The organism is Mesorhizobium sp. B283B1A (assembly GCF_020165735.1).
GTDB lineage: Bacteria > Pseudomonadota > Alphaproteobacteria > Rhizobiales > Rhizobiaceae > Mesorhizobium > Mesorhizobium opportunistum.
In genome coordinates this window covers 176,243-198,010 of sequence record NZ_JAIUIQ010000002.1, presented here as the reverse complement: position 1 = coordinate 198,010, position 21,768 = coordinate 176,243, and the positions used below count along the sequence as shown (strand labels likewise).

The 21,768-nt window shown below is 65.1% G+C and carries 20 protein-coding genes; 10 read left to right on the top strand and 10 right to left on the bottom strand.

The window, feature by feature from the left end; genetic code table 11:
- The first annotated feature begins 200 nt into the window (after positions 1-200).
- Positions 201-839, top strand: a complete 639-nt coding sequence (locus LB577_RS02350) for a class I SAM-dependent methyltransferase (RefSeq protein WP_140576028.1) — start codon at positions 201-203, stop codon at positions 837-839.
- A 42-nt stretch (positions 840-881) separates the two neighbouring features.
- Here LB577_RS02350 and htpG read toward each other — a convergent pair whose 3' ends face one another.
- The 5 genes from htpG to LB577_RS02325 form a co-directional block, all read right to left on the bottom strand.
- A complete protein-coding gene (htpG, locus tag LB577_RS02345) occupies positions 882-2,768 on the bottom strand; it encodes a molecular chaperone HtpG (RefSeq protein WP_224685389.1) in 1,887 nt (628 codons plus the stop codon).
- A gap of 420 nt (positions 2,769-3,188) precedes the next feature.
- The gene (locus tag LB577_RS02340; RefSeq protein ID WP_224685388.1) at positions 3,189-4,076 is read right to left on the bottom strand and encodes a hypothetical protein; all 888 of its coding nucleotides are present in this window, start codon (positions 4,074-4,076) and stop codon (positions 3,189-3,191) included.
- Between the two features lie 69 nt (positions 4,077-4,145).
- Positions 4,146-5,801 (bottom strand): acyl-CoA synthetase, encoded by a 1,656-nt coding sequence (locus LB577_RS02335; RefSeq protein WP_224685387.1) that lies wholly within the window; start codon positions 5,799-5,801, stop codon positions 4,146-4,148.
- A gap of 127 nt (positions 5,802-5,928) precedes the next feature.
- A complete protein-coding gene (locus tag LB577_RS02330) occupies positions 5,929-6,114 on the bottom strand; it encodes a hypothetical protein (RefSeq protein WP_023767232.1) in 186 nt (61 codons plus the stop codon).
- Positions 6,115-6,151: 37 nt separating this feature from the next.
- Positions 6,152-7,177, bottom strand: a complete 1,026-nt coding sequence (locus LB577_RS02325) for a substrate-binding domain-containing protein (RefSeq protein ID WP_224685386.1) — start codon at positions 7,175-7,177, stop codon at positions 6,152-6,154.
- A 258-nt stretch (positions 7,178-7,435) separates the two neighbouring features.
- Here LB577_RS02325 and LB577_RS02320 point away from each other — a divergent pair, with 258 nt between their 5' ends.
- A complete protein-coding gene (locus LB577_RS02320) occupies positions 7,436-8,218 on the top strand; it encodes an inositol monophosphatase family protein (protein WP_031257980.1) in 783 nt (260 codons plus the stop codon).
- Positions 8,219-8,404: 186 nt separating this feature from the next.
- On the opposite strand, the gene LB577_RS02315 is transcribed toward LB577_RS02320, so the two are convergent.
- A complete protein-coding gene (locus tag LB577_RS02315; RefSeq protein WP_224685385.1) occupies positions 8,405-9,298 on the bottom strand; it encodes a LysR family transcriptional regulator in 894 nt (297 codons plus the stop codon).
- A gap of 104 nt (positions 9,299-9,402) precedes the next feature.
- On the opposite strand from LB577_RS02315, the gene LB577_RS02310 reads away from it, so the two are divergent.
- Positions 9,403-10,143 carry an SDR family oxidoreductase gene (locus LB577_RS02310; protein WP_224685384.1) on the top strand — a complete coding sequence of 247 codons (741 nt, stop codon included), beginning with the start codon at positions 9,403-9,405 and terminating at the stop codon, positions 10,141-10,143.
- A gap of 87 nt (positions 10,144-10,230) precedes the next feature.
- A complete protein-coding gene (locus tag LB577_RS02305) occupies positions 10,231-10,443 on the top strand; it encodes a tautomerase family protein (RefSeq protein WP_023767238.1) in 213 nt (70 codons plus the stop codon).
- Positions 10,444-10,629: 186 nt separating this feature from the next.
- Here the strand turns inward: LB577_RS02305 and LB577_RS02300 are convergent, their stop codons facing one another.
- Positions 10,630-11,541: a transcriptional regulator GcvA gene (locus tag LB577_RS02300; protein ID WP_224685383.1), complete on the bottom strand. Its 912-nt coding sequence runs from the start codon at positions 11,539-11,541 to the stop codon at positions 10,630-10,632.
- A gap of 215 nt (positions 11,542-11,756) precedes the next feature.
- On the opposite strand from LB577_RS02300, the gene LB577_RS02295 reads away from it, so the two are divergent.
- The 3 genes from LB577_RS02295 (at position 11,757) to LB577_RS02285 (ending at position 14,103) form a co-directional block, all read left to right on the top strand.
- A complete protein-coding gene (locus LB577_RS02295; RefSeq protein WP_023780458.1) occupies positions 11,757-11,948 on the top strand; it encodes a DUF1127 domain-containing protein in 192 nt (63 codons plus the stop codon).
- Positions 11,945-12,841: an NmrA family NAD(P)-binding protein gene (locus LB577_RS02290; RefSeq protein WP_224685382.1), complete on the top strand. Its 897-nt coding sequence runs from the start codon at positions 11,945-11,947 to the stop codon at positions 12,839-12,841. The genes LB577_RS02295 and LB577_RS02290 overlap by 4 nt, the downstream gene beginning before the upstream one ends.
- A 161-nt stretch (positions 12,842-13,002) precedes the next feature.
- Positions 13,003-14,103 carry a KamA family radical SAM protein gene (locus LB577_RS02285; protein WP_224685381.1) on the top strand — a complete coding sequence of 367 codons (1,101 nt, stop codon included), beginning with the start codon at positions 13,003-13,005 and terminating at the stop codon, positions 14,101-14,103.
- Positions 14,104-14,130: 27 nt separating this feature from the next.
- Here LB577_RS02285 and LB577_RS02280 read toward each other — a convergent pair whose 3' ends face one another.
- From LB577_RS02280 to LB577_RS02270, 3 genes are read right to left on the bottom strand one after another with little or no spacing between them, the layout of a single operon-like run.
- A complete protein-coding gene (locus LB577_RS02280; protein WP_224685380.1) occupies positions 14,131-14,799 on the bottom strand; it encodes a 4'-phosphopantetheinyl transferase in 669 nt (222 codons plus the stop codon).
- Positions 14,796-15,284, bottom strand: a complete 489-nt coding sequence (locus LB577_RS02275; RefSeq protein ID WP_224685379.1) for a GNAT family N-acetyltransferase — start codon at positions 15,282-15,284, stop codon at positions 14,796-14,798. Before LB577_RS02275 ends, LB577_RS02280 begins: the two co-directional genes overlap by 4 nt.
- Positions 15,271-19,371, bottom strand: a complete 4,101-nt coding sequence (locus LB577_RS02270; RefSeq protein WP_224685378.1) for a Pls/PosA family non-ribosomal peptide synthetase — start codon at positions 19,369-19,371, stop codon at positions 15,271-15,273. Before LB577_RS02270 ends, LB577_RS02275 begins: the two co-directional genes overlap by 14 nt.
- A 464-nt stretch (positions 19,372-19,835) precedes the next feature.
- Between LB577_RS02270 and LB577_RS02265 the strand changes: the two genes are divergently transcribed.
- The 3 genes from LB577_RS02265 to LB577_RS02255 all read left to right on the top strand — a co-directional run bounded on the left by LB577_RS02265 (position 19,836) and on the right by LB577_RS02255 (position 21,661).
- Positions 19,836-20,051, top strand: coding sequence for a DUF680 domain-containing protein (locus LB577_RS02265; protein ID WP_224685377.1), 216 nt, complete (start codon positions 19,836-19,838; stop codon positions 20,049-20,051).
- A gap of 129 nt (positions 20,052-20,180) precedes the next feature.
- Positions 20,181-21,152 carry an MBL fold metallo-hydrolase gene (locus tag LB577_RS02260; RefSeq protein ID WP_224685376.1) on the top strand — a complete coding sequence of 324 codons (972 nt, stop codon included), beginning with the start codon at positions 20,181-20,183 and terminating at the stop codon, positions 21,150-21,152.
- A gap of 29 nt (positions 21,153-21,181) precedes the next feature.
- Entirely contained in the window at positions 21,182-21,661 is a 480-nt protein-coding gene (locus tag LB577_RS02255; RefSeq protein ID WP_224685375.1) for a tetratricopeptide repeat protein, read from the top strand.
- The last annotated feature ends 107 nt before the right edge of the window (positions 21,662-21,768 follow it).

Sequence of the window (21,768 nt, the reverse complement as noted above, 5' to 3'; positions counted from 1 at the left end):
CCGCCGAAGAGGTTTGAGAGGACGTTGAGGGGACGCCGGCCTTCTATCTACCCCACGACGCTGGGCCGATTGGGCCCGATCAGGAGACTCCCTTGGAGCGAGAAATGCCACTGGTCAATACGTCCGCCCATCACTCTACGTTCGAGGTCGATGCCGGCACCCCTGTCGGTGCCGCAACCACACGGCAGGGAGGCTGACACATGTGCCAATCCTGTCTCTCCTGGTACGCACGCTGCGTTGCTCCCTACTTCGTCCACGCCGGCTGTTCGGCGAATGCGTTCGCGCATATGCGAAGGCGCATGATCCCGCGGGCAGAGGGCATCGTCGTCGAAGTCGGCTTCGGCTCCGGCCTGAACCTTCCCTATTACGACGCCGCCCGGGTGAAGCGGCTGGTCGGCGTCGATCCCGACGGCACGATGCTCGGCCTGGCCGGACCGAAGTGCCGCTCCTCGCCATTCGATGTCGAATGCCTGCGGGCCGGCGGCGAAAGCCTGCCATTGGCCGATGCCTGCGCCGACACGGTCGTCGTCACCTATGCATTTTGTACCATTCCGGACCCCGAGGCGGCGCTGAGCGAAATCCGGCGCGTCCTGAAGCCAACGGGGCGGCTGATCTTCATCGAGCACGGCCAGGCCGAGGGGCCGCGTTGCCGCAGGTGGCAGGAGCGCCTGAACCGCCTGTGGGGGCGGCTCGCCGGCGGCTGTCACCTCAACCGCGATCCGTTAGGCCTGATCCGGGGGGCGGGCTTCCACCTGGTCGAAGAAGAACGCAGGCGGTTTCCGCTGCCCTTCTGGCAATTGGGGAGCCACCACGCCGGCGTGGCGGCGCCGACAGGTTGATCGCCGCCGAAGCTTGGCAATCAACTCGGGCTGAGCGTGGGCTCAGCCCTTCGAAATGCCGCGTGCGATCAGCCGGGCAAGGCGATCGGAAAACGCCCTGGCGTCGGCCGGCTTGTCGCCGTCGAGCACCCGCGCCTCGTCATAGAGGAGATGGGCCGCGTCGTCCTTGAAGGCCTGTTCCTCCTCGCCAAGGGCGGCGAGCGCCAGCACGCGCTGGTGCCGCGGATTGATTTCCAGGATCGGCTTCGCCGCCTTGTCGAGGCGGCCGGCGGCGTTGAGCAGCCGCTCGAACTGACGGTCGGGGCCATGTTCGGGTGCGACCAGGCAGACGGCGCTTTCGGTCAGGCGATCTGATGCCTTCACGTCCGAGACGGCATCGCCGAGCGCCGCCTTGACGAAGGCCAGGAAGCCGTCGACTTCCGGTGTCGTCGCCGTGTCCGGCTTGGCGGCGCCGTCGGGCAGCGGGATGTCCGACAGTTCCGCCACGCCCTGTGTCACCGACTTGAACGGCTTGCCGTCGAAGTCCGGCGCCATCGTCACCCAGAAGCTGTCGACCGGGTCGGTAAGCAACAGCACCTCGATGCCGCGTGCCTTGAAACCTTCGAGCTGCGGCGAGGCTTCGAGCCGCGCGCGGTCGTCACCGGCCATGAAGAAGATCGCCTTCTGGCCTTCCTTCATTGCCGCGACATAGTCTGCAAGCCCGCGCCAGCCTTCGCCCGAGCCGGTCGAGCGGAAGCGGGCAAGCTTCAGCAATTGCTCGCGGCGCTCATGGTCCTCGTAGAGCCCTTCCTTGAGGACGACGCCGAAATTCTCCCAGATCTTCGCATAGGCCTCGTTTTCATTCTCGGCCAGCTTGACGAGATCGCCGAGCACGCGATTGGTCAGGCCCTTGCGGATCGCGGCCAGCAGCGGGCTTTCCTGGATCATCTCGCGCGAAACGTTGAGCGGCAGATCGGCGGAATCGACCAGCCCGCGCACGAAGCGCAAATAGCGCGGCAGGAGGTCGGCATCGTCGGTGATGAAGACGCGGCGCACATAGAGCTTCATGCGGCCCTTACGATCCTGGTCGAAGAGATCGAAGGGGCGCGAGCCGGGCACGAAGGCAAGCACTGAGTATTCCTGCCGGCCTTCGGCGCGGAAATGGATGGTGGCGGCCGGCTCGTCATACTGGCCGGCGACGCCGCGATAGAAGTCTGTGTATTCCTCGGGCTTGATCTCGCTCTTCGGCCTGACCCAGAGTGCCGTACCATCGGCGATGTCGCGCGCCTCGGCGCCAGGTTTTTCGACGAACGTGATCGGCACCGGCACATGGCCCGATTGCGATTTGGCCAGCTGCTCGAGCCGGTAGGAGCCGGTGTAGGAGACGGCGTCCTCCATCAGATGCAGCACGACGCGGGTGCCGCGCCTGGGTGCGGCTTCGAGCGGGGCGGGCGCGATCTCGTAGGAACCTTTGCCGTCGGACGACCAGCGCCAGGCTTCCTCGCTTCCCGCCAGCCGGCTGACGACATCGACCCGGTCGGCCACCATGAAAGCGGAGTAGAAGCCGACGCCGAACTGGCCGATAAGCTGGGTGTCTTCGGTGCTGGAACCAACCCGCTCGATGAAGGCGCGCGTGCCCGACCGCGCGATCGTGCCAAGGGCCTCCGCCATGTCGTCGCGGCTCATGCCGATGCCGTTGTCTTCGACGGTGATCTGCTTGTTGTCGGGGTCGGCCGATATCGAGATGCGTGGCTTGGGGTCGTCGCCCAAGAGTTCGGGCCGGCTGACGGCCTCGAAACGCAGCTTCTCGCAGGCGTCGGCGGCATTGGAAATCAGCTCGCGCAGGAAGACGTCCTTATCGGAATAGACCGAATGCACCATCATGTGCAGCAGCCGCGAAACATCCGCCTCGAACGCCCTGGTTTCCGTCGCTTTCGTATCCGTCGTCATTCAGATTTTCCCACAATGTTCGTTCGCCCGCTGCGCCGAGGCGCATTCGGGATTTCCTTTCAACCATTTTCAACTGATGTGGCAACTCGGCAGTTGCCAACGCGGCGACAATATCGATGGGATACGAAGGCAACAAGGGGTGAGAACTGGGCGCCCGCGGCAAAACTGCCAATCTCCCCCCTCGTGGGGGAGATGCCCGGCAGGGCAGAGGGGGGCGCTGTCCCGCCGGCTCTCCCAATCCATTCGTCGTCGCGATGCGTTCTCTCGTACGACAGAAGAGCGGGGTTGGCGCCCTACGGCGCCCCTCTGGCCTGCCGGCGTTCGTCGCTCGGAAAGCCAAGCAATTGGCTTTCCGTCCGCTGCGCGGGCCGCTCCTCACCCCCCACGAGTGGGGGAGATTGGCAGCTTCGGCGTCCGCGCCTACTTCCCCGCCATCTGGTCGGCAAGCGCCTGCGCTTCGCCGACCAGAGCCGGGAAGGCCGCGTCTTTCGGCAATTGTTCGCCCATGCATTTGCGATAGTCGCCGTCGCCCTTTTCCCAGGCGGCATTGGCGGCATCATAGGCCGTTTCGTCCTGCTGCCCGGACGCCTGCGCGGCGAGTTTCTGGGCGGCTTCGTCGGCCGCGGTCCACAAGGCCTCGCAGGCCGCGATCTTGGGAACAGGTGGTGTGGCGGGCGCCGAGGCGATCATGACGTTGTTGCCCTTGACCAGCGTGACGACGACCTGCTGCTCGTAGATCGGGCCGACATCCTGCGTCCAGCCGCCGAGCCGCGCGATGGCGATGTCGGCGCCATCAGGCTTCTTCAGTGGAAAATCGAGCGTTCCCAGGAAGGCGGCGTCGCTGTTGATCGCCTGGGTGTAGAAGGCGTCGAGCTTCAGCGCTTCGTTGATATCGGTGGGCAGTTTGAGTGCCGGGTCGGTCTCGGCGGACCGAGCCTGGAGCCAGCGGTCGAGAAGACCCCGCGTCGTTGCCAAGAGGCTCGGGCCGTCATCGCTCTTGGTGTATCGCAGCCCGTCGAGCATGCCATATCCGACATCGGCGTCGCTCAGGCTTTCCAGATTGATGGTGCCGGTTGCCGGGAAATCCTTGACCGCCAGGGGGCCGAGAAGCGCGGACAGGCGCCCTTCGAGATCGGTCCGCGCCTTGGCATCGGCGGCATCGAGGTCTTCCACGGGAGCGTTCGCGCTGTTGAGCGCTGCGATCGCTGCAATCGCCTTGTCGCGCGCGGCAACATAGTCGTCCTCCGGCGATGCCGCGAAAGCCGCGCTGCTCGCCAGCGCGAACATGACCGTCCAGACCAGCCGCATGATGGGAATCTCTCCAGTTCCAGGGTGTTGTGCTGGAGACATTGTGCAACGAGCATGGTGAAAACATGGTCAGGTTTGCTTTCGCTTCTCCACATCCGCCTTCCTCAGCAGGAAGCGCTGGATCTTGCCGCTCGGCGTCTTCGGCAATTCCGTCACGAAATCGATTTCGCGCGGATAGGCATGCGCAGAAAGCCGCTTGCGGACATGCTGCGCCAGTTCCTCGGCGAGCGCCTCGCTGCCCTTGAAAGGGGGTGCCAGGATGACGAAGGCCTTGACGATCTCGGTGCGCTGCGGATCGGGCACGCCAACCACTGCGGCCTCGTTGACCGCGGGATGTTCGATGAGCGCGCTTTCGACATCGAAGGGGCCGATGCGGTAGCCCGATGAGGTTATGACGTCGTCGGCGCGGCCGATGAAGGAGACCGAGCCGTCCGGCTCGTATTCCACCGTGTCGCCGGTGCGGTAATAGCCGCCTGATATCGCCGGTGTCTGTTCCTGGTGATAGCCGTCGAACCAGCGCAGCGGCGAGTTGGCGATGTCGACGGCAAGGATGCCGGGCTGGTTGGGGCCGAGCTCGTTGCCGGCCTCGTCCAGCACCACCATGCGGTAGCCGGGCATGGCAAAGCCGGCGGAGCCCGCGCGGACAGGATGCGCGAGGCCGTGGTGGTTGTTGACCATCATGCCGTTCTCGGTCTGGCCGTAATGATCGTGGATGGGCGCACCGAGGTGCGCGTCGAACCAGCGGATCACTTCCGGGTTGAGCGGCTCGCCGGCGCTGCTCACCACGCGCAGCCGGCCCTTGATGCGGGCGGCGGCGTCGGGACCTTCGGCGAGCAGCAGGCGGAAGGCGGTGGGCGAACCGGCCAGGCTGGTGACGCCGAGCCGCTCGATGACCTCATAGGTGCTCCTGGCATTGAAGGGACCTTCGTTGAAGGTCGTGGCAATGCCAAGCTGCAGGGGGCCTGTGACGGCATAATAGAGGCCATAGGCCCAGCCAGGATCGGCGATGTTCCAGAAGATGTCGTCGGGACGAAGTCCGATCGCGTCACGCATATAGGCGCCGAAGGCCAGCAGCGCACCGAGCGGCACCGGCACGCCCTTGGGCAGGCCTGTCGTGCCCGAGGTCGACATCATCATGAATAGATCGCAACCCTTGCGCATCACCGGCTCACAGTCGGGCGAGACGGCGGCAATGGCGGCACGAAAATCGGTGTCGCCTTGGGGCAAGGTGTCGTCGCGGTCGAGAATGGTTGCCACGCGCGGGCAGGTCTCGATCTCGTCGAGCTTGCCGCGATTGGCTGGATTGGTCACCACCAGTTTCGCCCCGCTGTAGCCGAGCCGATGTTCGATCGCTTTTGGGCCGAATGCGGTGAACAGCGGCTGGTAGAGGGCACCGATGCGCCAGGTGCCGAGGATCAACGCCACCAGTTCGGGAATGCGCGGCAGCATGCCGGCGACGACATCGCCGGGGCCGACGCCCAAATCCTTGAGCAGGTTGCCGACGCGGCCCGACATATCGGCCAGATCGTCGAAGCTGAATTGCCTGAGCTCGCCGCCGGCCGAGATCGCGCGCAGCGCCAGACGGTTGCTGCCGATATGGCGGCCGCAGCATTCGACATAGGCATTGATGCCGGTCGCCGGGTCGCCGTCGAGCCGGGCGATCTCATCTTCGATGCGAAAGCGTGAAACAGCGTCCTCGTAGCGCGGCAAGCCGGTCCTGGTCATGGCAGTCCTCCCTGGCGGCGCCACATCTCCCCACGGAGCGCCGTCGCGGCGACAATGACATCAGATGGCGTGGATGGGCAATGAAGGAAGCCGCCGATTGCGCAGGCAGAAGAACCGGCGGGCGGAGCTAGGATCCTTGCCGGCCGTGTCCGGCGCTGGAGCCATAGAGGGCGGCGTTGCCCTCGCGCATCATGCGCAGCGCCTCTTCCTCGGTCAGGCCGAACTTGCGCATCATCCGACGGATTTCGGGATTCACCGTAACCTCGACCGGTCTCTCAATATGACGCGTCTTCATGGCCTTCTTCTTTGGCATCAGTGCGCATCCCAATCTGGTCGGGGCATGCTTCGCATCAGCTCTGCCCCGGCCTTACGGTGCCACGCCAGATCATCGGGGCATGATAGATCATACGGCTGCCGGTGCCGCCTTCTTCCCGCGCACCGGTGGCCAGCCGCACGGCGTGCGTGGCGATGTCGTCGATGGGCGGTGCGAACGTCGTCAGCCGATACGAAGCCCAGTCGGCCTGCTCGATATCGTCGAAGCCGATGACGCAGAGATCGCGCGGCACGCTGATGCCGAACTCATGGCGCGCCGCATCCAGGAAGCCGCAGGCGATGAGATCGGTGACGCAGAACGCCGCATCCGGCCGCTGCCGGCCGGAAAACAGGCGCCTGGCGCCCTCGACGCCGGTTGCATAGCCGGTGCGTCCCTCGCGCCACAGGATCACCTCCAGCCCTTCCTTCCGCGCGGCGGCGATGAAAGCCGTCTCGCGGGCCAGAAGGCTGGGTGTGCCGGCGGCCGACGTGACCAGGGCAGGCCTCGTGCAACCGGCGCGGATGAAGGCGTGCAATGCCGCCTCGGCGGCTGCGGCGTTGTCGACGCCGATGTTGTGCGGCCCGTCGAAGCGGTCGTCGCGATTGATCAGGATCAGCCGTTGGCCATTTTCGAGGCAGGTGCGGATCAGGACTTGCGGCGGCGAACCGGACAGCACGATGCTCGCATCGGCGCGATAATTCAGCGTGTTGCGCAATGCCTGATCGACATGGTGGCTGGGGCCGGAGGTGTTGAACACCATGGCCACCTTGCCGGCATCCCGCAGGTGCTGCGTCAGCATCCGCTGCAGCCGGGCGTGATAGGGCGTGTCGCCGTCGGCAACGATAAGGCAGACAATGCCCGTGGAGGCCCGCATCAGGCCGCGTGCCAGATGGTTGACGTGATAGCCGAGCTGCTCGGCCGCCTGCAGCACACGCTCGCGGGTTTCTTCAGAGACGCTGGCGCCGGGGGTGAAGGTTCGCGACACGGCGGAACGCGAAACGCCGGCGAGGTCGGCGACCTGCTGGGCGCTGGAAAAACCGTTGCGGGCTCTCTGGACGGTCAAGCGAACGTCTCGCTGCTGTTTCTCATGATTCCTTGCACGGCCGTGCAACGTAGCGCAAGTTCCGAGCTATTGCCACTGCCGTACTTGACACCTGCGTCTGAATGAAACAGCTTTGCACAGCCGTGCAACAAATGCGACGGCATTGGAGGATATCCTGTCCATTTCAGCGACGAGGGCATCGAGGGTACGATTGTCCGGACCGGCTGCGTGAGCACGGCAGTGGCGCATCCCGGGGCGGACCGGCTGTCCGATGCCGAGATGGACAGGCGTGCCGATGTCTGCCGCAAACTGCTCACCTCGGCGGGAGAGTTGGCGATGGAGGGATACTCCAGGCTCGACGCCACCCAGCCGGTGGCGATGAAAGGGCCGCAGGATTTTCTCACCGAAACCGACGGCAAGGTCGAGGAGCACATCCGCGCGACGCTGGCCGAGGCCTTTCCGCAGGACGGGTTCCTGGGCGAGGAGACCGGCGGCACCGGCTCGGCCCGCATGTGGGTCGTCGACCCGATCGACGGCACCGCTAATTTCATGCGCGGCATTCCGCATTTCTGCATCTCCATAGCCTTTGTCCAGGACGGCCGTAGCGAAATTGGCGGCATCGCCAATCCGGCCGTCGGCGAGACGTATTTTGCCCGTCGTGGGAGCGGCGCCACGCGCAACGGCGCGGCGATCCATGTTTCACCGACGCAAGCTTTCGACCGCGCCTTTGTCGAGTTCGGCTGGTCGCCCAGGATCCCGAACCGCGTCTATCTGGACAAGGTCGCGCTGGTCTGGTCGCTCGGCGCCAATGTGCGGCGCTCCGGTTCGGGGGCGCTTGGGCTGGCCTATGTCGCCGACGGCCGCTCGGACGCCTACGCCGAGCTTCATATCAATTCATGGGACTGCCTGGCCGGATTGCTTCTGGTGGAGGAGGCCGGGGGCCGGGTGAACCGGTTCCTCGACGGTGAGGGCATGACGAAGGGCAATCCCGTGCTTGCCGCAGCGCCGGGCGTGGCGGCGACGCTGTCCCAGGTGATCGGAGTGCCGCTCGACGACGGTTGAATTTCAAGAGCAGGTTAAGGGAGGAATATCGATGAAAGGTCCATTTGATCGCAGGCGGGGCAGGGCGTGGCTTGGTCTCGCGACATTCGCCATTCGCCCGCCGTGGCGGAAGGAACCGTCGTCGGCATCGATTTCGACCCGGCAAAGATCGTGCTGATCGCCGGCGAATAGGGCTGGATCTCACCTCTAGAGGTTCGCATCGGCGAAGATGCGCGCGGCCCAGCCGAGGAAGACGCGCAGCCGGGGCGAAAGCTGCCGGTTCTGCGGGTAGAGCGCCGACAGTGGCGTCGATGACGGCGGGTAGTCTGCCAGCACCTCGACGAGCGTGCCGTCGGCAAGATCTTTTTCGAAGCGATAGCGTGGGGCCTGGATGAGGCCGAGGCCAAGCCTGGCCAGGTCGGCGGCGGTGTCGGAATTGTTGGCGGCGACGCGGCCCGGCAGCCTGACTTCGCGGGTCTTGCCGCCGACGGTGAATTCGAAGGGCAGCACCTCGCCGGTGCGCGACGAGACGAAGCCGACCGCCTGGTGGCCGTCGAGCGCGTCGGGTGAGGCGGGTGTGCCGTGGCGTTCGAGATAGGCGGGACTGGCGCAGGTCATTTCGCGGATCATGGCCAGCCGCCGCATGATCATGCCGCTGTTGGGCGGCTCGCCGACGCGGATGACGCAATCGACGCCCTCGCGCACCAGATCGACCAGCCGGTCGCTCTGGCCGATCTGCAGGTCGATGCGGGGATGGCGGGTGAGGAATTCCGGCAGGCGCGGCAGAAGAAATGTCCGGGTAAGCAGCGTGCTGACGTCGATGCGCAGCAGGCCGAAGGGTTCGGCATTGCGGAAGGCCGCTTCCGCATCCTCGATTTCGGCCAGGATCGACAGGCAGCGCCGGTAATAGGCCTCGCCATCCTGCGTGGCATTCACCTGCCGCGTCGTCCGCTCCAGGAGCCGCGCGCCGAGATGTTCTTCCAGCCGCCGGATCGCTTCCGTGGCGGTTGAGCGCGGCAGGCCGAGATCGGCGGCAGCAGCGGTGAAACTGCGCCGCTCCAGAACGCGGACGAAGAGCCGCATCGTGTCCAGGCGATCCATGGTCTTTGTTCGCAAATCACGAATAGTGATGTCAATAGGAAGCTGATTATCCGGAAGATGGCATGGTCTATATCCCGTGTCACCGACAACACGGAGAGACTTCCATGACACCCATTCCGACCAGAGCGGCGATCGTAACCGGCGCTTCCAAGGGCATCGGCGCAGCGATCACGCAGCGGCTAGCCCGCGACGGCATGGCCGTCGTCGTCAACTACTCGCAAGGCCGCACCGAGGCCGAAGCGGTCGTCAGCGCCATTGAAGCCGGTGGCGGCAAGGCAATCGCTGTCCAGGCCAACATCGCCGATCCGGCTGGTATCGCCATGCTTTTCGATGCCGGTGAACAGGCGTTCGGCGGCGTCGACATTCTCGTCAACAATGCCGGCATCATGAAGCTTTCGCCGGTCGCCGAGACCGATGACGCCTCCTTCGACCACCAGGTCGCCACCAATCTCGGCGGCGTGTTCCGTGGAATGCGCGAAGGCGCGCGGCGGCTTCGTGATGGTGGCCGCATCATCTCATTCTCCAGCAGCGTCGTCGGCCTCTATCAGCCGGGTTATGGCGTCTACGCTGCCACCAAGGCGGCGGTCGAGGCGATGACGCACATCCTGGCCAAGGAGCTTGGCGCGCGCCGTATCACCGTCAACGCGGTAGCGCCCGGACCGGTCGAGACGGCGCTGTTCACGGACGGCAAGAGCGCGGCGCAGATCGAGGCGATCGGCAAGATGATTCCGCTCGGCCGGCTCGGCCAGCCCGACGACATCGCCGGCGTGGTCTCGTTCCTAGCCGGGCCGGACAGCTTCTGGGTCAACGGGCAAATCATCCGCGCCAATGGCGGCGTGATCTGAAGGAGGCTGTCGACGGCGTCTCCAGCCGCCGGACGGCTGCTCCATCCCAAAGCCTGAAATCCAACTTCAACACAAAAGGAAACGATCATGCCATTCGCCAACATCAAGATGCCGCAGGCGGCCCTCTCCAAGGCCCAGAAGGAAGACCTCATCCATCGGATCACCGCCATGTTCGTCGACTTTTTCGGCGAGGGCGTACGGCCCTACACGATGGTGCTGGTCGAGGAGGTCGCCGACGGCGGCTATGGTCGCGCCGACGAAGTGTTCGTCGTGCCGGAAGCCTATCGCGCCAAGGAGTAGCTCAGGGAAAGGTTTGCGCCAGTACCCCCACCCGGACCTTCGGTCCGACCTCGCCACAAGGGAGGTGGGAGCCGAGCTTTTCTGCATTTCCATAAAGGCACGGTCGCATAGGTGAACAAGGCGCTCCCTAACCCTCCCCCCTTGTGGGGAGGGTCGCTGCGAAGCAGCGGGGTGGGGGGGCGCCGCTCAATCACTCCTGGGCATCCCGGCCCAGTCGGCCGCGATTTCGGCGAACAGCCAATCGCGGAACGCCCTGATCTTTTTCTGGCGCAGCGCGCCTTCGGGATAGACGACGTAGTAGCGAGCCGCCGATTTCAGCGCGAGGTCGAACGGCCGGACCAGACGCCCCGCCGCAAGGTCGGCCGAGACCAGCGCGCTGCGGCCGAGCAGCACGCCTTCGCCATGCACCGCCGCCTCGACGGCGAAGGTGGCGGAATCGAAGCGTACGCCGCGCTTGGCGTCGACGTTTGTGACGCCCGCTTGGTCCAGCCATGTCGCCCAGTCGATGCGGAAAGCGTCGTGGATCAGCTTGTGATGCCTGAGATCCTCGGGCCGGCGCAGCGGATGTTCACCCGCCAGGAGTTCCGGGCTGCAGACCGGGAAGACCTCCTCATCGGCGAGAAACTCGACGGTCACCCCGGTGTAGTCGCCCCGGCCATAGCGGATGGCGATGTCGATGCCGTCGCTGACGAAATCGGCAAACACGCCCGAGGTCGACAACCGCACGTCGATATCGGCGTTGGCGCGGTGGAAGCGATGCAGCCTCGGCACCAGCCACCGACCGGCGAAGCCGTCCGAAGTGCTGACGTTCAGGACGCGCGTCGAGCGGTCGGGCGTGGCGGCGATGGTGGCGGCGGCGATCTGGTCCAGCGCCTTGCCGACCTCCGCCGCATAGGCCGTGCCCACCGGCGTCAGGCGCACCGACCTTGTCCCGCGATCGAACAGCTGGATGCCCAGCCTGTCCTCGATGTTGCGGATGGCGCGGCTGACCGCGCCATGGGTGACGTTGAGCTCTTCCGCCGCCTTGGTGAAACTCAAATGCCGGGCGGCGGCGTCGAAGGCGGGCAGGGCAGTGAGGGGCGGCAGTCTGCGCGGCATGATTTCGACCTGTGAGCGTTGCTCACAAATCCTGCACAAAGAGTCGTTTGTCGTCCAGCCCAAAGATGGCCAATATTCAAGGCGTACCGCGCATCCACATCGAGCTTTCCGGCTCGCCGATGCGCTGAAGACCAGACATGAGTGTGAGCGATCGTCATGCTCGCCCGCTGGGCGGCACCGGCATCCTTGCGCCCAATGAACACAGGAGACGAACAATGACCCTTGGATATATCGGCGCCGCGATAGGCGGCCTTGCCATGCGAAGCGCAGCAGCATTCGAGCACCGCCGCACCCTGCGCCAGGTTTCACGCCTGTCGGATCGCCGCCTGCGCGACATCGGCCTGGAGCGCGACTGGGACGGTTCCATTCTTGGCAACGGCATTCTGGGCAATGGGAGGGGAATATGAGCAGCACCCTGATCATCGGCGCGACGGGAGTTCTGGGCAGGGAAATGGCGAAGGCGAGTGCGCGCAATGGAGACAGCCTGCATGTCCTTGTCCGGCCGGCAACCGCAGGCAATGAGAAGCGGATGCGCCCGCTGCGAGACCTCGGCGCCACTGTCCATGTCGGCGATCTCGACGATTATGACAGCCTTGTCCGCGCCGTCGGCAAGGTCGATCGCGTCATCAGCTCGGTGCATGTTGGCTCGGCCAGCGAGATGACGCTGGTGCGCGCCATCAAGGATGCCGGCGTCTCGCGCTATGTGCCCTCCGCCGGCTTCGGCCTCGACTTTGCCGCCGCCGCACCCGGCTCGATCGAACCGCTCGACATCAAGCGAGCCGTGTTCGATGCGGTCAGGCAAGCCGATCTGCCCTATACGGTGATCTACACCAATGGCTTCTTCTCGACCTGGGTGGCCACGCTAGGCGACCTGACGCGGTTCGGCTCGGCCGTGCTGCCGCCGGATGAGGTCACGCTCTACGGCGATGGCAATGTGCCGGCGACCTTCGTCAGCGAAAAGGACATCGCCGCCGTCACCCTGCGTGCGCTGGAGGATCCGGGTGCCGTCCGCCGCGAAATCCGCATCGCGCAGAACAGGATCACGCAGAACGAGATGATCGAGCTGTGGCGCAAGGTGAGCGGCCGCTCGCCTGGCATCAAGCACATGAACGCCGACGAGCTGGAGGCGCTGATCGCGGCCGTCCCTGGCCTCGCATTGCTGCGCGCATTCTGGATCCGCGGCGAGACCGCGCTGGAGACGGCCACTCCCGAGGCCGGTGCGCTTTATCCGGAGTTGAGGTTCGAGAGCATTGAGAGCGCCTTTGTGGAGATGGCTGCAGGAGGCGGGCGGACGGTGTGAAGGTTGGATGCCTTGCGAGGTTGGTGCCCTACGACGCCCCCCTCTGTCCGGCAGGACAGAGGGGGCGCCGTAGGGCGGGGCAGACATCGTTTGGCGTCCATGGTGGTTGACCCAACCGCCCATCCGGCCGATAGGTCCGCGCGAACAGCCCGAGACCTGCAATGACCGACCTCAAAGATGCAACCCGTGCCACCGACGCTACCTGGCAGGACGATGTCCGCCAAGGCGTGCGGCATGTCCGCGATCTGGCCGCCTTGCCGCTGTCGCCCGCCGAGCGCCAAGCCGCCCAGCAAGCCGCGACGCTTCACAAGGTGCGCGTGCCAAAGACCTATCTCGACCTGATCGACTGGAACGACCCGGCCGACCCGATCCGGGCACAGGTGATCCCGTCGCCGGACGAACTGGTGGAAGCGGAGGGCGAGCTTGGCGATCCGATCGCCGATCACGACTTCAGCCCGGTGCCCAGGCTGACGCATCGCCATGGCGACCGGGTGCTGTTGTTCCCGACCTATCAATGCGCCGTTTATTGCCGGTTCTGCTTTCGCAAGGAATCACTGACTTCGATCGGCCGCGGCTACACGCGCGAGGCGCTGGAGCCGGCGCTGGCCTATATCGCCGACCACTCCGAGATACGCGAGGTGATCCTGACCGGCGGCGATCCGCTGTCGCTGCCGGACAAGGCACTGGCCGAAATCTTCACGCGTATCGAGGCTATCCCCCATGTGCGGCTGCTGCGTATCCACACCCGCGTGCCGGTGGCGCTGCCGTCACGCATCACGCCGGGGCTGGTCGAAGCGCTGCAAGGCCGGCTGATGGTCACCGTCGTCACCCATTTCAACCATGCACGCGAGATCACCGACGCTGCCGAGGCGGCTTGCCGGACAATGCGCCAGGCGGGCTTCGTGCTGCTCAACCAGAGCGTTCTGCTCAAGGGGGTCAACGACAGCGTCGAGGTGTTGGAAGAACTCTGCCGCGAGTTGATGTACCGGTTGGGGGTAAAACCCTATTACCTGCACCATGGCGACCTCGCGCGCGGCATGGCGCACAGGCGCACCACGATCGCGCAGGGCCAGGCGCTGGTGGAGGCGCTCAGGGCGCGGCTGTCGGGCATCTGCAATCCCGTCTATGTGCTCGACCTGCCGGAAGGCGGCGGCAAGGTGCCGCTCGGGCCTTGTCCTATCGAGGGACGCGACGGGGAGAGCTGGCGGATACGCGGGCTGGATGGTGCGGTGAGGGGATATACGGAGATCACCGAAGCGTAAGAAGCAGGCGCGTCGGCGCCGGATCAGCTAGTCCGCATCCGCCACGACGAACGCCAGCACGACCACGCGCGGAACGATGCAGTATACGAGGCGGACGCGACGGCCCGTCTTCGTCACCGCGCTGCCTGCGGCCAGATCCACGGCGATGTCCTCATAGCCCAGGATTTCGCGGTCGAGCGGATATGCCGCCTTGTAGACCGCCTCCTTGGCTGAAAAGAGGATGCGGCTGGCAAGATGGAGGGGCGCCGCGCCTGTCCGATCCGCAGGAATCGCAACAAGCGCCAGGAGCTCGTCGGGCAGGGGCAGCGCCGGCTCGACGTCGATGCCGAGCGAGGCCACGTCGCCAAGCGGCGCGACCGCGGCCACGGCTATCTCGTCGTCATGGGCGAGCGAACCGGTTACCCCGCCGGGCCAGGCAGGCGCGCCGGATGGTGCGCGCAAGATGGCGACGTCGCCGACGCCGATTTCCGCCAGCAGCCCGTGCGCGATCCACCGGGCGGCGCCGCTCGCGCGCCGCATGGCCGGCTGGCGCGCCGGGATGGATTGCGCCTCCGCCGGCAAGAGGTGCGCCTCGTCCCCTCCACGGATCATCCGGCATCCGGTGCGGACGCCGTCGGGGGCGATAGCGGCCAGCGCCCGCGCGAGCGAGATTTCCTCAAGCTGCTCCAAGGCGGACGGAATTGCGGGAAGTGTCATCGGCCGCTCGGTGCGGGCAGCACGAGCTCGGCGATCATTTCCCCGTCCTCGTCGAGGCCTTCCTCGACGAAACCGGCGGTGCGATAGAGTTGCCGGGCCGCCTCATTCTCCGGCTCGTAGCAGATTGAAACGTGCCTGACGTGGCCGAGCCCCCGGATTTCGCCCAGCACTTCACGCAGCGCGGCCTTGCCGTAGCCTTTGCCCTGGCTGGAACGGTCGATCATGAAGCGATAGATGCGCGCCTCGTCGTCATCGCGCGGCGCCTCGTACATCAGAAATCCGACGACACGGTCCCCAGCCATCACCGCGCGTGGCCGTGCATCCCTGTCGGATCGGGCTTCGTCCAGGGAGTCCGCATTGCCGGCGACGAAATCGATCTGCTCCGGCGCCAGTTGCAGGGATGCGACCTGGGCCCGGTTGGCCCTGGTCACCGGGACGAGACGGATTTCCAACATCTCGCGGAACGTTCCGTCACTTTGCGCCATCGTCGGCGACCGGGGTCACGAACCGATGCAGCTTGGCCGGGTTGCCGCGCCAAATCGAGTTGGGCTCCAGCTCCTCACCCTTCATCACGAAGGAATCGGTGTCGGCCACCGAGCCTTCGCCCATCACCACGCCATAGTGGACGAAGGCCGAGGGCCCGAGCGTGCAGCCATTGCCGATGCGGATGTAGTCGGACTTGAAGGCACCTTCTTCGAGCGAATGGGCCTGTATGACGCAGCCTTCGTTGAGAGTGACGTCGTCGCCGATCTCCACCAGGGAACGTTCGGTCAGGTTGCTGCCGCCGTCATAGACGCGCTTGCCGACCTTGACGCCCAAAAGGCGCAGGATCACCGGCCGGAACGGCGTGCCGCTGAACAGGCGCACGATCGGTGAATCGGCGAGCTTCCAGTGGCGTTCGTGGCGCCAGAAGGCGACGTCGTAGATCGTCGTGATCTGGGGCTTGAGCCTGCCAAAGCCAAGGCTTGCCCGCTCGACCAGTATGTAGAACGGGATGGTGATGGCCGAAGTGAGGAGCACGGCGACGAAAAGCGCGATCTCCGCCCATTCGCTGTAGTAGTTCAGCGCCCGGTCCCAGATCGCCAGCGTGGCGAACAGCATGACCCATTGCGTTGCCATGAACAGCAGGATGGTCACCAGATTGTGGCGGTTCTTGTGCGGGATGCGCTGGCGGCGGTCCGCCTCGTCGACGCCGGCGATGAGTTCCTTGTCGCGGTTCACCATGCGCGGGATCTCGAAAGCAGGCGAGCCCAGAAGCCCGACATTCTCGCGCAACGGTCCATCGACGGGGACCATCACCTTGGTGCCGAGCAGCACGTTGTCGCCCGTGCGTCCATCCGGCGGATAGTAGATGTTGTTGCCGAGATAGTTGCGTTCGCCGATGCGCGTCGGCTCGAGCCTGAAGGCGGTGGCGGACTTGTGCATATTGATCATGAAAAGCCCGTCCGAGACCATGGTCTCGGTGCCGATCTCGCACAGGAGAGGGTTTTCGTGCTGCTGGTTGGAGCCGAAGTTGGAACCCGTCTGCACCACCTTGTTGAGGTTCCAGCCGATGGCACGCATGTAGTGGACGATGGCCGAACTGTCGCCGAACAGCAGGCCGAGCACGCGCGAGTTGCTCGAGAATTCGGCGACGGTCTGCAGCCAGTAGCGGAAACCGTAAAGCGAGTAGGTACGGCCGGGCTTCAGCACCAGGCTTGTCAGGCGCGGCACGACCGTCGCGGCGAGGAAGGCCGCGGCGATGTATCCGAGAAGCGTGACCGTGGTACCGATCGCGACCAGGCCGATCGTCTCCTGATAGTCGTCGCCGACATTTTCCCAATAGCTGTGGAACAGCAGCGGCAGCGGGGTGACGATGGCAAACAGCCCGATCAACTGAACCGCTTCGTAGAGGACGCGCCGGACATTGGACGGATCGACGGCGCGCACCTTGCAATAGTCCGCCGTGGTCGGCACCGCCGGCGATCCATGCCAGTGTTCGCCGTCCGGGATGCTTTGCCCGCGCTGCAGCGAGGACGAATGGCCGAGCTGGCCGCCGTCGCCGATCTTGGTGTCGATGTCGATGGTGCAGCCAACTCCGACGAAAGCGTCGCGGCCGATGGTCAGCGGGCCGGTGTGGATATAGCCGGCCTGGGCCCGATAGCCGAGGATCATCGATTCCTTGCGCAGGATCGTCTGGGCGCCGATCGAAATGAGATCGGTGCAGACGGGCACGGACTTGGATTCGATGACCGCGTTCTTGCCGATCCTGGTTCCAAGCAGCTGCAGGTAGATGCTGTAGAGCGGGCTGCCGCGGAACAGGACCACGGGCGCGGTGCGGATCAAGGTCTTGACGACCCAGAAGCGATAGTAGCGCAGGCCCCAGATTGGGAACGTTTCGGCCTTCCAGCGGCCCACAAGCAGCCATTTCGCGGCGACGGCAAACCCCGACATGCCGAAGAACACGCCAGCCGAGAGCGCTACGCACCGGATGTAGAGCTGCAGCGGCTCGTCGAGCGCGTCATAGACCCAGTTCAGGCCGTCATTGATCGCCCACAGCGCCACATAGCTGTAGAGGCCGTAGAAGGCGAGCTGCGCGGCACCGCAGGTCCAGTAGACAAGGCTCGACGCCTGGCGGGTGAGGACAGGTTCGTTGGTGGCCGTCGTCATCTCTTCCGCCACGCGCAGATGCTTGGCCAGGCGCGCCACGGTCGGATAGAGATAGATGTCGCGCATGGAGGCCGTCGCCCATTCCTTCCTGTTGCGCACGCGCGCGCAGAAATGGGCCATCAGCAAGGAGTTGGCGCCGAGGTCGTCGAAGAAATTGTCCTCGACGGACACCGCGTCGAATTTCAGCACCGCGGCCAGCGCTTCGGCCAGAAAGCGCTCGTCGTCATTGCCGGGTGCCACCATCTCGCGGTCGGTGGAAAGCCTGATGCTGGTCGGCTTCGGAAGCTGGCGAAGGTCGACTTTGTTGGAAACCGTCATCGGGATCGCCGGCAGTTCCTCCAGATAGGAGGGCACCATGTAATCCGGCAGGCGCCGCTTCATCGTGCTGGCAATGTCGGCGCGCGACAGCGGCGGCAGGCCGGCCTTGGGCGCGAAATAGGCGACGAGTTCGACGCGGCCGGGCTCGATCTCCCAGGTGGTGACGGCGGCCTGCGCGATCTCCGGCTGGTCGAGCAGCACCGCCTCGATCTCGCCGAGCTCGATGCGGTAGCCGCGGATCTTCACCTGGGTGTCGATGCGCCCGTTATACTCGATCTCGCCGTCGTCGTTGATCCGGCCAAGGTCGCCCGTCCGGTAGATGCGCCGCGACGGGTTGTTGGGCAGATCGAGAAAATCGGCGATGAATTTCTGGTCGGTGAGGTCGGGCCTGTTGAGGTAGCCCACGGCGAGCCCGATGCCGGCAATGCCGATCTCGCCCAGTTCGCCCGGCTCGGCAAGCCGAGGCAGCGAAGGGTCGAGGATGACGATGGAATAGGTGGGCAGCGGCGCGCCGATGGTCACGGGCTTGTCGGGCGTCAGTTCACCCATCGTCGCGGTGACGGTCGCCTCGGTCGGGCCATAGGTGTTGAGGATCTTTCGGCCGGGCCTGGACCAGCGCACCACCAGATTGTGCGGGCAGGCCTCGCCGCCCACCAGCAGCGTGCGTAGGCTCGGCACGTCGCTCGCCATTGACGACAGCAGGGTTGGGCTGCAGGCCATGCAGGTGATTTCATGGTGACGCAGGAAATCGGCCAGCTCTTCGCCGACCAGCGTCAGTGGGCCGGGCGCCGGCACAACCGTCGCGCCGGCTACGAAGGGCACCCAGATCTCCTCGGAGGAGAAGTCGAAGGCGATGGTCATGCCCTGGTAGACGCGATCGCCCGGCCGGTATCCGTAGGATGCGGCGGCGACGCGGATGAAATTGACGAAGCTCTGGTGCCGGATGGCGACGCCCTTCGGCCTGCCTGTCGTGCCCGACGTGTAGAGGATGTAGCAGGTGTCGTCGGAAGCGGGCGCGTCGAGCCGCAGCGGTGCGTCGGAGCGCGCGGAGATGTCGGCGACGGCGCTGTCGATCAGCACATGGGGAACCGGCAGCTGACCGGCTCGCTCCGCATAGGCGGCGATGGTGACGATCAGGCTCACGCCGGCGTCTTCGATGATGAGCGTCATGCGCTCTTGCGGGAAAGCGGTGGCCAGCGGTACGAAGGCGGCGCCGGCCTTCATCACGGCGAGCACCGCGACATAGGTCTCCGCCGACCGGTCGAGGATGAGACCGACCCGGTGACCCGGCCGCACGCCGCGCTCGACCAGCAGGCGGGCGAACTGGTTGGCTCGCCTGTCGAGCTCGCGATAGGTCCAGACACGTCCCTCGCTGATCACGGCCGGCAGCGCGGCAAAGGTTTCGGCGAGCTGCTCGAAGACCGCATCGAGCCGCTCATCTGGCTGACTTGCCAGGGCGAAATCGGCGCCCGCCAGGATCTGGCTGCGCGCCCGCGGGGCGATCCTCACAAGGGCTTCAATGCTGTCCAGGCCCGCCTGATCGGGCTCGCTGCCCGATCTTGCCGCTTCCCTGTCCAGTTCGGCGATATCGACACCGTGGTCCATTTCCAAAACTTTCTTATCCTAGCCGAACCGTGCCAGGCACATGTCGATCGTGCCGCCGCTCAAGCAGGCATTGTCGGCTGTACGGCCGCTGCAATTTGACGTTGTTGGTGAAGGTGGAATGACCGGCGCGCAGGGCGCGGGGCGGAGGCAGACGCACCGCTGGCGGCGAGCGACATCCATCCGTTCGAACCGCGTTGCATTGCCCGTGCCCAATCCCATGCGCTGTGCGGCCGATTTCCGGTCGCTGGGACACGCTTATGCCATCCGATCTTTTCGCCAGTTTTTCCGAACTGTTGAATATTGTTTCTGGATTGTGTCTCGGTGCTCTTTTTTGCCCCGGATTCCTTCCTCCAAAAGAATCTTGCGAGGCCCGGGAATAAAGCGCCGCCCTTCCGGGTCTTCATTTCAGCGGGGCCAATCGAGCGGCCCGCGACATGAAGAAACGCAACAAGGATTTATCGGAAATGACCAAGCTCGCTCTCAGCGTGGCTGCGATGTTGCTTGCCTCGAGTTCTGCCTTTGCCGGCAGCGACCATTTCGGCACGAGCACCCAGGCCACCGCCACCATCGACAACACCTACACCGCCTCGATCCGCAAGGCGGACATGGTTCGGCACGGCATGCAGGCATCGATGAAATCCGATGCGGAAGAACCCGGCCAGGGCATCTGGGGCCGCTGAGTTCATGAGCATCGCGCCGGTCCCGTCGGCGCGCCTCAACCGCATCAGGACGGAGGGCCAGGGGCTTGGCCCTCCGTCATTTCTTCCGATTTTTCGCCTTCCGCCACGCAACCCAAAGGAGAGACCACCATGTTCAGCATGACACGTCGCACAGTGCTTCACTCAGCCGCCGCCGCCGCTGCTTTCGGCCTTGCCGGAAAGCTGGAATTCACACGCCCGGCTTTCGCGCAAACACCGGTCGAGCCGACCGTCGGCTTCTACAAATACAAGGTCGGCGATATCGAGGTCACCGCCGTCTATGACGGCATCTGGCGCAAGCCCCACGACCCGGCCTTCATCAAGGATGTATCGGTCGACGACACCAAGGCGGCTCTTGCCAAAGCCGGGCTGCCCACCGAGTTCATGCCCATCCCGCTCACCGTCGTCGTGCTCAAGATGGGCGGCCGGCTGATCATGATGGATGCCGGCTCGGGCGTCGGCCAGTGGCAGGCCAACGCCACGCATCTGCCGGCCAACATGGCCGCCGCCGGCATCGACTACAAGGCGATCGACACCATCATGATCTCGCATTTTCACCCCGACCATGTCTGGGGCCTGATGGAGAAGGGTACCAACACGCCGGTGTTCCCCAATGCCGAGCTGATCGTCAACGCCACGGAATACAATTGGTGGACCGACCCCAGCCGGCTGGCCAAGCTGCCCGAGGGCCGCAAGCCGGCGGGCAAGCGCATCGCCGAGAATTTTCCGAAATGGAAGAACTGGAAGCTGGTCGAGGACGGCGCCGAAGTCGCGCCCGGCATCCAGATCATCGCCGCCCCCGGTCACACGCCCGGCCACTCGGTCTACCTCGCCAATTCCGGTGGGGAGCAGCTGATGATCTCGGCCGACACCATGTATGTGCCGGCCCTTCTGGCGCCGCATCCGGAGTGGCAGGGTGCCTACGATCAGGACGGGTCGACCGCGATCGCCACGCGCCACAAGATCGTCGACCGGGTGATCGCGGACAACATCCGCATTTCCGGTTCGCATTTCCCATTCCCCGGCGCCGGCGTCTTCGTGAAAGACGGCAGCGCCTACGCTTTCACGCCCGTGCAGATTTAATCACGGCAACCCGACAAGCGAGAAAGACAATGAAACAATCCTTCTTGGGCAGAAACGCCCTGTACGGCCTGCTCGGCGCCATTGCCGTGCTGACCGTGGTTCCTGTTGCCACAATCATACCGGCCTATGCGGTCGACGATATCGAGGGCACCGATGCGCCCGACCTCACCGCCGTGCAGGCCAAGATCGCCGCCAAGGACTACAAGGGCGCGCTGGCCGATTTGCGCGATCTCGCGCAGGACAACCAGCAGGCCGATGTCTACAATCTGCTCGGCTTCACGCTGCGCAAGACCGGCGACTTCACCACCGCGCTGACCTACTACAACAAGGCGCTGGAGCTGAAGCCCGACCACAAGGCCGCCCGCGAATATCTTGGCGAGCTCTATGTCGAGACCGGCGACTTGGCCAAGGCCGGGGAGCAACTGGCGTCGCTGCAGAAACTCTGCCCCGCCGGCTGCGAGGAGCTTTCCGACCTGCAGAAAGCCATCGACACCAAGGTGACGCAGTAGGTTCCCCCTCACCCACATCTCCCCTCGGGGGCAGTTTGGGCGCTCGTGGCTGACGCCCGTTGCCGGAGCTGGCGCCTCTCCCTCGAGCCGGCTCCGGCCCTTTCAAA

Coding starts and splice junctions, on each gene's coding strand:
- LB577_RS02350 (WP_140576028.1), top strand. CDS start 201: ATGTGCCAATCCTGTCTCTCCTGGTACGCACGCTGCGTTGCTCCCTAC.
- htpG (WP_224685389.1), bottom strand. CDS start 2,768: ATGACGACGGATACGAAAGCGACGGAAACCAGGGCGTTCGAGGCGGAT.
- LB577_RS02340 (WP_224685388.1), bottom strand. CDS start 4,076: ATGCGGCTGGTCTGGACGGTCATGTTCGCGCTGGCGAGCAGCGCGGCT.
- LB577_RS02335 (WP_224685387.1), bottom strand. CDS start 5,801: ATGACCAGGACCGGCTTGCCGCGCTACGAGGACGCTGTTTCACGCTTT.
- LB577_RS02330 (WP_023767232.1), bottom strand. CDS start 6,114: ATGCCAAAGAAGAAGGCCATGAAGACGCGTCATATTGAGAGACCGGTC.
- LB577_RS02320 (WP_031257980.1), top strand. CDS start 7,436: ATGGACAGGCGTGCCGATGTCTGCCGCAAACTGCTCACCTCGGCGGGA.
- LB577_RS02315 (WP_224685385.1), bottom strand. CDS start 9,298: ATGGATCGCCTGGACACGATGCGGCTCTTCGTCCGCGTTCTGGAGCGG.
- LB577_RS02310 (WP_224685384.1), top strand. CDS start 9,403: ATGACACCCATTCCGACCAGAGCGGCGATCGTAACCGGCGCTTCCAAG.
- LB577_RS02305 (WP_023767238.1), top strand. CDS start 10,231: ATGCCATTCGCCAACATCAAGATGCCGCAGGCGGCCCTCTCCAAGGCC.
- LB577_RS02300 (WP_224685383.1), bottom strand. CDS start 11,541: ATGCCGCGCAGACTGCCGCCCCTCACTGCCCTGCCCGCCTTCGACGCC.
- LB577_RS02295 (WP_023780458.1), top strand. CDS start 11,757: ATGACCCTTGGATATATCGGCGCCGCGATAGGCGGCCTTGCCATGCGA.
- LB577_RS02290 (WP_224685382.1), top strand. CDS start 11,945: ATGAGCAGCACCCTGATCATCGGCGCGACGGGAGTTCTGGGCAGGGAA.
- LB577_RS02285 (WP_224685381.1), top strand. CDS start 13,003: ATGACCGACCTCAAAGATGCAACCCGTGCCACCGACGCTACCTGGCAG.
- LB577_RS02280 (WP_224685380.1), bottom strand. CDS start 14,799: ATGACACTTCCCGCAATTCCGTCCGCCTTGGAGCAGCTTGAGGAAATC.
- LB577_RS02275 (WP_224685379.1), bottom strand. CDS start 15,284: ATGGCGCAAAGTGACGGAACGTTCCGCGAGATGTTGGAAATCCGTCTC.
- LB577_RS02270 (WP_224685378.1), bottom strand. CDS start 19,371: ATGGACCACGGTGTCGATATCGCCGAACTGGACAGGGAAGCGGCAAGA.
- LB577_RS02265 (WP_224685377.1), top strand. CDS start 19,836: ATGACCAAGCTCGCTCTCAGCGTGGCTGCGATGTTGCTTGCCTCGAGT.
- LB577_RS02260 (WP_224685376.1), top strand. CDS start 20,181: ATGTTCAGCATGACACGTCGCACAGTGCTTCACTCAGCCGCCGCCGCC.
- LB577_RS02255 (WP_224685375.1), top strand. CDS start 21,182: ATGAAACAATCCTTCTTGGGCAGAAACGCCCTGTACGGCCTGCTCGGC.